Origin of the sequence: Xanthomonas sp. WHRI 10204 (assembly GCF_040202875.1) — a bacterium.
Classification (GTDB): domain Bacteria; phylum Pseudomonadota; class Gammaproteobacteria; order Xanthomonadales; family Xanthomonadaceae; genus Xanthomonas.
On record NZ_JBEGDW010000001.1, the window covers coordinates 1,409,742 to 1,422,147 of the forward strand.

Sequence of the window (12,406 nt, forward strand, 5' to 3'; positions counted from 1 at the left end):
GACATGGCACATCATCACGCACCTACAGGTCCGGTCGGTCCGGCGCCGTTGCCGCATCAGGTCGTTTACACGACCCTGCATTACGACACTCCGTGGTCGTACGAGAGCTACCTCAAGACCGGTGGCTACGCCGCGTTGCGCAAGATCCTGGAAGAAAAGATCGCGCCGGCCGACGTCATCGAAATGGTCAAGGCGTCCAATCTGCGTGGCCGCGGCGGCGCCGGTTTTCCGACCGGTCTGAAGTGGTCGTTCATGCCCAAGGGCACGATGCAGAAGTACATCCTGTGCAACTCGGACGAATCCGAGCCGGGAACCTGCAAAGACCGCGACATCCTGCGTTACAACCCGCATTCGGTGGTGGAGGGCATGGCGATCGCCTGCTACGCCACCGGCTCGACGGTGGGCTACAACTACCTGCGTGGCGAGTTCCACCACGAGCCGTTCGAAAACTTCGAACTGGCACTGGCCGATGCGTATGCGAACGGCTGGCTGGGCAAGAACATTCTCGGCAGCGGCGTGGACATCGATATCTACGGTGCGCTGGGTGCTGGCGCGTACATCTGCGGCGAAGAGACCGCATTGATGGAATCGCTGGAAGGCAAGAAGGGCCAGCCGCGCTACAAGCCGCCGTTCCCGGCGAACTTCGGCCTGTACGGCAAGCCGACCACCATCAACAACACCGAAACCTATGCGTCGGTGCCGGCGATCATTCGCAACGGCCCGGAGTGGTTCCTCGGATTGAGCAAGACCAAGAACGGCGGCCCGAAGATTTTCTCGGTGTCCGGCTGCGTGCAGAAGGGCGGCAACTTTGAAGTGCCGCTTGGTACCACCTTCGACGAACTGCTGGAAATGGCCGGTGGCCTGCGTCCGGGCCGCACCCTCAAAGGCGTGGTGCCTGGCGGCGTGTCGATGCCGGTGCTGAAGGCCGATCAGGTTGCCGGTCTGCAGATGGATTACGACACCTTGCGTGCGCTGGGCACCGGTCTGGGATCGGGCGCCATCGTGGTGCTGGACGACAGCGTGTGCTGCGTGCGTTTTGCCTGCCGCATCTCGCAGTTCTTCCACAAGGAATCGTGTGGCCAGTGCACCCCGTGCCGTGAAGGCACCGGCTGGATGCACCGCGTGCTGGAGCGCATCGTCGCCGGCAAGGCCACCATGGAAGACCTGCACCAGCTGCGTACCGTGGCCGGTCAGATCGAAGGGCACACCATCTGCGCGTTCGGTGAAGCGGCAGCGTGGCCGATTCAAGGCTTCCTGCGCCAGTTCTGGGACGAGTTCGAGTACTACATCGTCAACGGTCGTTCGATCGTCGACACGCACGTCGGAGTGGCCGCATGAGCGCCCAACCAGTGAACCCGAACGTGCCGCCGGATCATGTCACCGTCGAAATCGACGGGCAGAGTCTGGTCGTGCCGAAGGGCTCGATGATCATCCAGGCTGCCGACAAGGCCGGCATTCCGATCCCGCGCTTCTGCTATCACGAGAAGCTGCCGATCGCCGCCAACTGCCGCATGTGTCTGGTGGATGTCGAAAAGTCGCCCAAGCCGTCGCCTGCCTGCGCCACGCCGGTGATGGATGGCATGAAGATCGCCACGCGTAGCGAAAAGGCGCTGAAGTACCAGCGCAGCGTGATGGAATTTTTGCTGATCAATCACCCGCTGGATTGCCCGATCTGCGATCAGGGCGGCGAGTGCGAGTTGCAGGACGTCTCGCTCGGCTACGGCCGGTCGGTGAGCCGCTTCAACGAGCGCAAGCGCGTGGTGCCGGACGAGGATATCGGTCCGCTGGTCGCCACCGAAATGACCCGCTGCATCCAGTGCACCCGCTGCGTGCGCTTCACTGCAGACATCGCCGGCACCTACGAGCTGGGTGGCATGTACCGCGGTGAAAACCTGCAGATCGGCACCTACGACGGCAAGCCGCTGACCACCGAAATTTCCGGCAACGTCATCGACGTCTGCCCGGTGGGCGCGCTGACCAACAAAGTGTTCCAGTTCCGCGCACGTCCGTGGGAATTGATGGCGCGCGAATCGCTGGGTTACCACGATGCGATGGGCTCGAACCTGTTTCTGCATGTGCGTCGTGGCGAAGTGCTGCGCACCGTGCCGCGCGAGAACGAAGCAGTCAACGAATGCTGGCTGTCCGATCGCGACCGTTATTCGCATCAGGGCCTGTACGCCGAAGACCGCGCGGGCAAGCCGCTGAAGAAGGTCAACGGCGAGTGGATCGAAGTGAGCTGGACCGAAGGTCTGGCCGCTGCGACCCAGATCCTGCGTGATAACGCTGGCGATCAGCTTGGCGTGCTGGTGCATCCGTCCACCTCGAACGAGGAAGGTGCTCTGCTGGCACGTCTGGCCGAAGGCCTCGGCAGCGGCAATCTGGATCACCGTCTGCTCAATCGGGATTTCTCAGACGCTGCAGTTGCCGAAGCCTTTGTAACGCCGCTGGCCGAGATCGAGCAGGCCGATGTGGTGGTGCTGTTCGGCACCAACGTGCGTCACGAGCTGCCGTTGCTGCATGCACGTCTGCGCAAGGCGCACATCCAGAACCGCACGCAGATCCATTCGGTCAATCCGGTCGATTTCGATTTCGCATTCACGCAGGCGAGCCGCGCCGTGGTCTCGCCGTCGCAGCTGGCAAGCGCACTTGACGACGCCGCGCTACGCGATGCGGTGAAGGGCGCAACGCGCGCCGTGATCGTGGTTGGTGCATTGGCTGAAAATCATCCGCAGGCTGCGACACTGCGTGCTGCTGCACGCGACCTCGCTGCCGCAACGGGCGCATCGTTGTGCCGTATCCCGCAGGGCGCGAACGCGGTGGGTCTGGTGTCGCAAGGTGTGTTGCCCACCGCACGTGATGTGGCCGGCATGCTGGCGCAGCCGCGTCAGGCGTATGTGCTGTACGGTATCGAGCCCGGCCTGGATTTTGCCGACGCCGCCGCTGCACGCAGCGCGCTGGCCGGTGCCAAGGTCGTTGCCTTCAGTCAGTTTGCCTGCGCTTCAACGCGCGATGTGGCTGATGTGATCCTGCCGATCGGTGCATTGCCGGAAATCGATGCCTCGTTGACCAACCTCGACGGTCGCGTGCAGACGGCGCGTGCCGCAGGCCGCTTGCCGGTCGAAGCGCGCGAAGGCTGGCGTGTGCTGCGTGCGCTGGGTGGTGAGCTGGGTCTGGCTGGTTTCGAGTTCATCGATCTGGTCGGCTTGCGTGCAGAGATGCAGAACCGCAGCGTGCGTCCGGTGGCCTCGGCACAGCCGCAGGTGGCAAGCGACGGGCTGGAAGTCGCGGCGACTGCTGCGATCTACCGCACCGATGCGGTAGTGCGTCGCGCCGCTGCGCTGCAATCGCATCCGCTCAATATTGCACCGTGCGTGGCGATGCACCCCGAGCAGGCTGCGCAGCTGCAGATCGCCGATGGGCAGATGGTCAAGGTCGGCACCGACGCGGGTAAGGCGACGTTGCCGGTGGTGCTGGACAAGCGTGTTGCACCTGGCACGGTGTGGATCGAATCCGGCCATGGCGCAACCGCGCCGCTTGGTGCCGGTCGCGTAACGGTGGTGGCTGCATGAACGAATTGCTGTTGAACGTGGTCGACCCTCTGCACCAGTGGTTTCTCGGACTGGGCGATGGCGGCATCCTGCTGTGGACCGTGTTGAAGATCCTGTTGATCGCCGTGCCGGTGATCGTCTCGGTGGCCTTCTACGTGGTGTGGGAGCGCAAGCTGATCGGCTGGATGCACGTGCGTCACGGGCCGATGTACGTGGGTATGGGCATCTTCCAGGCCTTCGCCGACGTGTTCAAACTCCTGTTCAAGGAGATCCTGCAGCCCAGCAGCTCGCACAAGGCGATGTTCATCATCGCGCCGCTGCTGACGCTGGCGCCTGCATTCGCGGCGTGGTCGGTGGTGCCGTTCGATGCGCAGCTGGTGCTGTCCAACGCCAATGTCGGTTTGCTGTATTTGCTGGCGATGACCTCGCTGGGCGTGTACGGCATCATCCTCGCGGGCTGGGCTTCCAACTCCAAGTACGCGTTTCTGGGTGCAATGCGCTCGGCGGCGCAGGTGGTCAGCTACGAAATCGCGATGGGTTTTGCCCTGGTCGGCGTCATGATCGCTTCGGGCAGCGTCAATTTGAGCCAGATCGTGTTGGCGCAGGGCGGTAATTCGGGTTTCTTCGACTGGTTCCTGATTCCGCTGTTCCCGTTGTTCATCGTGTACTGGGTCTCCGGCGTTGCCGAAACCAACCGCGCGCCGTTCGACGTGGTGGAAGGCGAATCGGAAATCGTCGCCGGCCACATGGTGGAATACTCGGGCGGTGCGTTCGCACTGTTCTTCCTGGCCGAATACGCCAACATGATCCTGGTCAGCTTCTTGATCTCGATCTTCTTCCTCGGCGGCTGGCTGAGCCCGATCCAGGGTTGGGTCACTGCGGATATCTCGCCGTGGATCGACTGGGTGTGGAAGGGCGGTTGGCCGTGGCTGCTGATGAAGGTGTTCTTCTTCGCCAGCGCTTACATCTGGTTCCGTGCCAGCTTCCCGCGCTACCGCTACGACCAGATCATGCGTCTGGGTTGGAAGGTGTTCATTCCGCTCACGATCGTGTGGATCGCAGTGACGGCGTTGATGGTGTTTTACGGCGTGATCCAGAAGGGCGTGTAACCGATGAACAAGATCACCCATTACTTCAAGAGCCTGCTGCTGCTCGAACTGCTCGCAGGCTTGTGGCTGACGTTTAAGTACACGTTCAAGCCCAAGTACACCGTGCTGTATCCGATGGAGAAGTTTCCGCAGTCGCCGCGTTTCCGTGGCCTGCACGCGCTGCGTCGCTATCCCAATGGCGAAGAACGCTGCATCGCCTGCAAGCTGTGCGAAGCGGTGTGCCCGGCGCTGGCGATCACCATCGACTCGGCCAAGCGCGAGGACGGCTCGCGCCGTACCACGCGTTACGACATCGACTTGTTCAAGTGCATCTTCTGCGGCTTCTGTGAAGAAAGCTGCCCGGTGGACTCGATCGTCGAGACGCACATCCTCGAGTACCACTTCGAGAAGCGTGGCGAGAATATTGTCAACAAGCCGCAGTTGCTGGCGATCGGAGACCGGCTAGAAGCCGAGATCGCCGAGCGTCGCGCTGCCGATGCCGCCTTCCGTTGAGGTCATGATGGACTGGGTCTCTATTGCTTTTTACGCCTTCTCCGCAGTCGCGGTGGTGTCCGCCGGTGCGGTGATCAGCGTGCGTAACCCGGTGTATGCCGTGTTGTGCCTGATCCTCACCTTCTTCTCGATGGCGTGTATCTGGTTGCTGGTCGGTGCTGAGTTCCTCGGCGTCACGCTGGTGCTGGTCTACGTCGGCGCAGTGATGGTGCTGTTCCTGTTCGTGGTGATGATGCTGGACATCGACACCAGCCGGTTGCGCGAGGGCTGGGTCAAATACATGCCGCTTGGCGTGATCGTTGCGGTGGCGATGCTGGCGCAGATGGTTACCTTGATCGGGGTCAAGGCCCGCACTGCCACGCCGTTCCCGGCCGACAACGCGGCAGCGCAAGCCGCCGACAGTTCTAACCTGACCTGGCTGGCCAAGAGCCTGTACACCGAGTTCCTGCTGCCGTTCGAATTTGCCGCCGTGATTCTGACCGTGGCCGTGGTGGCTGCAGTGATGCTGACCTTGCGTAAGCGCACCGGCATCAAGCTCCAGAACGCCAGCGAGCAATCCCGCGTGAAGGCGGGCGACCGTCTGCGCATCGTCAAGATGGCAGTCGAAAAGCCAGCACAGGTTGCGCCGCGCGTCGGTGCGGCCGACGGACAGGAGGCGAAGTCTTGATTACCTTGGGCCACCTGCTTGGACTGGGCGCGGTGCTGTTCTGCATCTCCCTGGCCGGCATCTTCCTCAACCGCAAGAACGTCATCGTGTTGCTGATGTCGATCGAGTTGATGCTGCTGTCGGTCAACGTCAACTTCATTGCATTTTCGCGCGAGCTGGGCGACCCCGCCGGTCAGTTGTTCGTGTTCTTCATCCTGACCGTTGCCGCCGCGGAGGCCGCCATCGGCCTTGCGATCCTGGTGACTCTGTTCCGCACGCGCCGCACGATCAATGTGGCCGAAGTCGATACGTTGAAGGGCTGACCTGTAGATGGAAATCACTCTCTCCAAGAGTCTGTTGATTGCGGTGGTGCTTGCACCGCTGATCGGCAGCATCATCGCCGGCCTGTTCGGTCGCCAGGTAGGGCGCAAGGGCGCGCAATACGTCACCATCCTCGGTGTGGCTGTCAGCTGCGTGCTGTCGTGCCTGACGCTGTACCAATTGGTGGAGCAGGGCGCCAGCCCGTTCAACCAAAACCTGTACACCTTCTTCGACGTCGGTAATTACTCCGCGCATGTCGGATTCATGGTCGACCGCCTGACCGCGATGATGATGGTTGTGGTGACCTTCGTGTCGCTGCTGGTGCACATCTACACCATCGGCTACATGGAAGAAGACCCGGGCTACCAGCGCTTCTTCAGCTACATCTCGTTGTTCACCTTCTCCATGCTGACGCTGGTGATGAGCAACAACTTCCTGCAGCTGTTCTTCGGCTGGGAAGCGGTGGGTCTGGTGTCGTACCTGCTGATCGGTTTCTGGTTCAAGCGCCCGACGGCCGTGTTCGCCAACATGAAGGCGTTCCTGGTCAACCGCGTGGGCGACTTCGGCTTCATTCTCGGCATCGCCGGCGTGCTGTTGTGGTTCGGCTCGTTGGATTATTCCACCGTGTTTGCCAACGCGACCACCATGGCCAACGCCAAGGTGCAGCTGTTCGCAGGCCACGAATGGAGCGTGATGACGCTGATCTGCATCTGCCTGTTCATCGGCGCGATGGGCAAGTCGGCGCAGGTGCCGCTGCATGTGTGGCTGCCTGACTCGATGGAAGGCCCGACCCCGATCTCGGCACTGATCCATGCTGCGACCATGGTCACCGCTGGCATCTTCATGGTGGCGCGCATGTCGCCGCTGTTCGAGTTGTCGGAAACCGCGCTCAACTTCATCCTGTTCATCGGTGCGACCACGGCCTTCTTCACCGGCCTGATCGGCATCGTGCAGAACGACATCAAGCGCGTGGTCGCGTACTCGACGCTGTCCCAGCTCGGCTATATGACCGTGGCGCTTGGCGTGTCGGCCTATTCGGCCGCCGTGTTCCACCTGATGACGCATGCCTTCTTCAAGGCGCTGCTGTTCCTGGCGGCGGGCTCGGTCATCATCGGCATGCACCACGAGCAGGACATGCGCAAGATGGGCGGCCTGCGCAAGTACATGAAGGTGACCTACTGGACCAGCGTGATCGGTACGCTTGCACTGGTCGGTACGCCGTTCTTCTCGGGTTTCTACTCGAAGGACACCATCATCGAAGCCGCTGCGCACCACGCGCACGAATCGCATAGCTGGATCGCGACCTACGGCTACTGGTCCGTGCTCGGCGGCGTGCTGGTCACCAGCTTCTACAGCTTCCGGCTGCTGTTCCTGACCTTCCACGGCAAGGAGCGTTTTCGCGATGCTCATGCGCACGATGCGCATGCATATCACGACAACGCGCATGCCGATGCAGAAGCACAGGTGCATGCCCACGACAGCCACGCGCACGATGCACATGCGCATGACAGTCATGGCCACGACGATCACGGCCATGGTCACCACGGTGTTCACGAGCCGCACGAGTCCAAGTGGGTGGTGACGTTGCCGCTGATCCTGCTGGCGATTCCGTCGGTGGCGATCGGTTTCTTCACCATCGGCCCGATGTTGTTCGGTACCGATTGGCAGGGCCACCACGCGGCGCACGCGCTCAAGGGTCAGGCCGTGTCGTTCTTCACCGGCATCGTCGACTTTTATGACCCGGCGCGCGATACCGTTGGTGCGCTGGCCGAAGAATTCCATGGCCCGGTGGCGTTCGCGTTGCACGGCATGATGGCGGCGCCGTTCTTCCTGACGGTCGCCGGTCTGTTGCTGGCCGCGCTGTTCTATCTGTGGAAGCCCGACCTGGCCACCAAGTCGCGCAAGGCGTTCGCGCCGATCGTGTGGCTGCTGGAAAACAAATACGGCTTCGACAAGCTGTGGATCAATGGCTTCGCCGGTGGCGGTGTTGTCCTTGGCAAGGCGTCACGCGCAATCGACACCCATGTGGTCGACGGCGTGGTCGTCAATGGTTCTGCCCGACTGATCGACCTGGCTGCAAATCTGCTGCGTCGCACGCAATCCGGTTTCCTCTATCACTACGCCTTCGCAATGATCATCGGTTTGATCGCCTTGTTGGCGGTACTGATGCATTTCTGGCGTTGACCTGTACGGAATAAGAAAACGTGTCGAACTGGCCTTTACTGTCTATCTTGATCTGGCTGCCGATTATCGGTGGCGCCCTGATCCTTGCGTTGCGCAACGCCGAGACTGCCCGCTGGGCGTCCTTGGCGGTGGCGGTGGCGACCTTTGCGCTGAGTCTGCCGCTGTTGGGCTACGACACTGCCAATGACGCGATGCAGTTCATCGAACTGCATGCCTGGATTCCGGCTTACAACATCGGCTACAACCTGGGCGTGGATGGCATCGCGGTCGCGTTGATCGTGCTCACCACATTGGTGACGGTGCTGGCGCTGATCGGCGCCTGGCGCTCAATCGACAAGCGCGTCAATCAGTACGTCGCCGCGTTCCTGATTCTGGAAGGCGTCACCGTCGGTATCTTCGCTGCCACCGACGCGATGCTGTTCTATGTCTTCTTCGAAGCCATGTTGATCCCGATGTTCCTGATCATCGGCGTCTGGGGCGGTCCGCGGCGTATCTATGCGGCAATGAAGTTCTTCCTTTACACCTTCCTCGGCTCGGTGCTGATGCTGGTGGGTCTGGTTTACCTGTATCTGAAGGGCGGCAGTTTCCAACTCGCCGACCTGTACGCGCTGCAGCTGACCGCCAAGGAGCAGACCTGGATCTTCTTCGCGTTCTTGATCGCCTTCGCGGTCAAGGTGCCGATGTTCCCGGTGCACACCTGGCTGCCGGATGCGCACGTCGAAGCGCCGACCGCCGGTTCGGTGATCCTGGCTGCGATCGCACTGAAGATCGGCGGCTACGGTTTCCTGCGCTTCAACCTGCCGATCGTGCCGGATGCCAGTCACGAGTTCGCCTGGTTGGTCATAGCGTTGTCGCTGATCGCGGTGGTCTACGTCGGTCTGGTGGCATTGGTGCAGGAAGACATGAAGAAGCTGGTGGCGTACTCGTCCATCGCGCACATGGGCTTCGTCACCCTGGGTACCTTCATTGCCTTCACGCTGGTGCGTGAGTACGGCAGCACCGACGCTGCACGTCTCGGCTTGCAAGGCGCGATGGTGCAGATGATTTCGCACGGCTTCGTGTCTGGCGCCATGTTCTCCTGCATCGGTGTGTTGTACGACCGCATGCACACGCGTCGCATCGCCGATTACGGCGGCGTGGTCAATGTGATGCCGTGGTTCGCCACTTTTGCGATGTTGTTCTTCATGGCCAATGCCGGTCTGCCGGGTACCAGCGGTTTCGTCGGCGAGTTCATGGTGATCCTGGCCAGCTTCCAGAAGCATCCGTTGGTTGCCTTCGCTGCCGCCACCACGCTGGTGATCACTGCCGCCTACACGCTGTGGCTCTACAAGCGCGTGTTCTTCGGCGAAGTGGCCAACGCGCATGTGGCCGAGCTGAAGGACATCAATGGCCGCGAGGCCTTCGTGCTGGGGGTGTTCGCTGCTGGCGTGCTGGCCCTGGGCCTGTATCCGAAGCCGCTGACCGATCTGATGGAACCATCGATCGCCAAGCTGGCTACCCAGATTGCCGCGACCAAGCTGTAACTGCTTGCCGTACGTACCGATTTTCAGGATTTGATGATGACCACGCCAACGCTCGCGCCGTTGACCACCGCTGACCTGGCTCCGCTTGTTCCGGAGCTGGTGCTGATCGGCGGCGCCTTCGCACTGCTGATGCTCGACCTGTTCATGAGCCAGCGGAACAAGGTCTGGACCCACTTGTTCTCTATCGCTGTTCTGGCCGTGGTGTTTGCGTTGTTGGCAACCGGCACAGGCGGGCAGGGCGACATTTTCAATGGCATGTTCGTGCGCGATACCGCTGCGGATGTCATGAAGACGGTGATCGTGCTCGTCAGCGGGTTGAGCCTGGTGTATGGCTGGACCTACCTGCGCGAGCGCAATCTCTATCAGGGCGAAATCCCGGTGTTGGTGTTGTTCGCCACCGCCGGCATGATGCTGCTGGCCTCGGCAGGCAGTCTGCTGATGGTCTATCTGGGACTGGAACTGCTGGCGCTATGTTCGTACGCGCTGGTCGCATCCAATCGCGACAACGGCCTGGCCACCGAAGCGGCGATGAAGTATTTCGTGCTGGGTTCGTTGGCGTCGGGTCTGCTGCTGTACGGCATGTCGCTGGTCTATGGCGCTACCGGCACCTTGAGCCTGGCGGGCATCCATGACGCGATCGACGGCTCGGGTGAGCGCACACTGCTGCTGACCGGCACCATCTTCATGATCGCTGGCGTTGCATTCAAGCTGGGCGCCGCGCCGTTCCATATGTGGCTGCCCGACGTCTATCAGGGCGCACCGGCACCGATCGCGCTGTTTATCAGTTCGGCACCGAAGTTGGCTGCATTCGGCATGGCCTACCGCCTGCTGGAAGTGGGTATGGGTCCGTTGTCGCCGCAGTGGCATCTGCTGATTGGCGGGCTGTCGGCACTGTCGTTGGTCATCGGTAACCTGATGGCCATCGCGCAGAGCAATCTCAAGCGCATGCTTGCGTATTCGACGGTGTCGCACATCGGCTTCCTGCTGATGGGCGTGGCCGGTGGCGGCGAAGAAGGCTATGCGGCTGCGATGTTCTATGCGGTGAGCTACACCATCATGTCGACCGCTTCGTTCGGCGCGATCATCGCGTTGTCGCGCAACGGCTTTGAAGCGGAGAACATCGACGACTTCAAGGGGCTCAACGCGCGCAATCCGTGGATGGCTGGCCTGGTGCTGTGCATCATGGCTTCGCTGGCGGGCATTCCGCCGTTCCTCGGCTTCTGGACCAAGCTCGCCGTGCTGGGCGCGGCGGTGAAGGGCGACATGCTGTGGCTGGCGCTGGTGGGTGTGCTGTGCGCGGTGATTGGTGCGTACTACTACCTGCGTGTCATCAAGGTCATGTACTTCGACGAGCCGGTCGGTGAGCCGTTGCCCGCCAACAACGATCGCGTCCTGGGCACGGTGCTGGGCGTCAACGCACTCGCGTTGCTGGCGCTGGGTCTGGCCTGGAGCCCGATCATGGTGTGGTGCCAGCGCGCGTTTGCTGGTCTCGCGTAAGCGGGCAGACGCGCACGACGCTGACGCAGCGGCGTTTGCCGCAGGTGTATGACGCGGATCTGAAATAAAGTTGTGATTGGTGTTTCGTTTTTGTTGCATTGCGGTTATCATTCGCCGCGACGTTGGACACTCGCCAAAGTGTTCAACAGATGAAAAACTTAGGGCTTGCAATTGCCGCTCAAGTTCTTCATAATTCCGCTTCTGCTGCGGGGTGGAGCAGTCTGGCAGCTCGTCGGGCTCATAACCCGAAGGTCGCAGGTTCAAATCCTGCCCCCGCTACCAAGTTTGAATTGCTGCTTTAATGCAGTTTGCCTTAGGGCAGCAGTTCATGTTCTTGGATCGCAAAGACGCATGTTCCCGTCTTTGCGCCGACCCTGAGAGGTCGGGCTTTTTTCACGCAAGGGGCCCATCGGGCCCCTTGTTTTTTCCGGAACCGGAAAGTTTGCTGCCGGTTGCCGGGGTTCTACTGGCAATCATTTGATCAGGGCAGTCTGTGAGCGAAAAAGCGACCGAAATCGCGAATCTGCTGAGTCCAACGGTTGAGTCCCTGGGCTTGGAACTGCTGGGCGTGGAATATCTTCCCGCGCCAGGTGGCGCCACGTTGCGCCTTTACATCGATGTGCCGCTGGCCGAACAGCCCGAGCGTGTGATCAACGTCGACGACTGTGAGCGCGTGAGCCGCGAAGTGTCGGCCCAGCTCGACGTCGAAGACCCGATCAGTGGCAACTACACCCTGGAAGTGTCATCGCCGGGTGTGGACCGTCCCCTGTTCACCCTCGAACAGTTCGCGCGCCATGCCGGCGAGTCCGCAAAGATCGTGTTGAAGCTTGCGCAGGATGGTCGGCGCCGTTTTCAGGGTCAGATCCTGCGTACCGAGTCTGAGTCCGAGGCCGTGGTGTTTTCGGTCGATGGCAAAGACGTCCAGATCGGCTTCGACAACATCGACAAGGCGCGCATCCTGCCGGATTGGGTTGCCTTGGGCCTGGCGCCGCAAAAACCGAATAAGCCCGGCCCGAAAAAACCCGGGCACGACAAGAAGAAACCATCCAACGAGTCGGCGGCTGGCAAGCCGCGCGCGGAGTGACT

General features: G+C 61.4%; 10 protein-coding genes and 1 tRNA gene. All 11 read left to right on the forward strand.

The features are described from left to right. The first annotated feature begins 3 nt into the window (after window positions 1-3). The 11 genes from nuoF (at window position 4) to rimP (ending at window position 12,404) form a co-directional block, all read left to right on the forward strand. Window positions 4-1,338, forward strand: a complete 1,335-nt coding sequence (nuoF, locus tag ABQZ00_RS06140; protein ID WP_055850080.1) for an NADH-quinone oxidoreductase subunit NuoF — start codon at window positions 4-6, stop codon at window positions 1,336-1,338. Next, entirely contained in the window at window positions 1,335-3,569 is a 2,235-nt protein-coding gene (gene nuoG / locus ABQZ00_RS06145; RefSeq protein WP_323537336.1) for an NADH-quinone oxidoreductase subunit NuoG, read from the forward strand. The genes nuoF and nuoG overlap by 4 nt, the downstream gene beginning before the upstream one ends. Then, complete coding sequence (gene nuoH / locus ABQZ00_RS06150; RefSeq protein WP_055850084.1) at window positions 3,566-4,657, forward strand: NADH-quinone oxidoreductase subunit NuoH; 1,092 nt, start codon at window positions 3,566-3,568, stop codon at window positions 4,655-4,657. Before nuoG ends, nuoH begins: the two co-directional genes overlap by 4 nt. Window positions 4,658-4,660: 3 nt before the next feature. Further along, window positions 4,661-5,149 (forward strand): NADH-quinone oxidoreductase subunit NuoI, encoded by a 489-nt coding sequence (gene nuoI, locus ABQZ00_RS06155; RefSeq protein WP_055850086.1) that lies wholly within the window; start codon window positions 4,661-4,663, stop codon window positions 5,147-5,149. 4 nt (window positions 5,150-5,153) lie between these two features. Further along, window positions 5,154-5,816: an NADH-quinone oxidoreductase subunit J gene (locus ABQZ00_RS06160; protein WP_323537445.1), complete on the forward strand. Its 663-nt coding sequence runs from the start codon at window positions 5,154-5,156 to the stop codon at window positions 5,814-5,816. Further along, on the forward strand, window positions 5,813-6,118 hold the full coding sequence (gene nuoK, locus ABQZ00_RS06165; protein WP_006450557.1) for an NADH-quinone oxidoreductase subunit NuoK: 306 nt from the start codon (window positions 5,813-5,815) through the stop codon (window positions 6,116-6,118). The genes ABQZ00_RS06160 and nuoK overlap by 4 nt, the downstream gene beginning before the upstream one ends. Before the next feature lie 7 nt (window positions 6,119-6,125). Then, window positions 6,126-8,300, forward strand: coding sequence for an NADH-quinone oxidoreductase subunit L (gene nuoL, locus ABQZ00_RS06170; RefSeq protein WP_323537335.1), 2,175 nt, complete (start codon window positions 6,126-6,128; stop codon window positions 8,298-8,300). Between the two features lie 20 nt (window positions 8,301-8,320). Then, window positions 8,321-9,823, forward strand: coding sequence for an NADH-quinone oxidoreductase subunit M (locus tag ABQZ00_RS06175; protein ID WP_115513329.1), 1,503 nt, complete (start codon window positions 8,321-8,323; stop codon window positions 9,821-9,823). Window positions 9,824-9,859: 36 nt separating this feature from the next. Next, window positions 9,860-11,320, forward strand: a complete 1,461-nt coding sequence (nuoN, locus tag ABQZ00_RS06180; protein WP_055850423.1) for an NADH-quinone oxidoreductase subunit NuoN — start codon at window positions 9,860-9,862, stop codon at window positions 11,318-11,320. A gap of 205 nt (window positions 11,321-11,525) precedes the next feature. Then, window positions 11,526-11,602 (forward strand) — tRNA-Met (locus tag ABQZ00_RS06185). Between the two features lie 211 nt (window positions 11,603-11,813). Next, the gene (gene rimP / locus ABQZ00_RS06190; protein WP_055850092.1) at window positions 11,814-12,404 is read left to right on the forward strand and encodes a ribosome maturation factor RimP; all 591 of its coding nucleotides are present in this window, start codon (window positions 11,814-11,816) and stop codon (window positions 12,402-12,404) included. The last annotated feature ends 2 nt before the right edge of the window (window positions 12,405-12,406 follow it).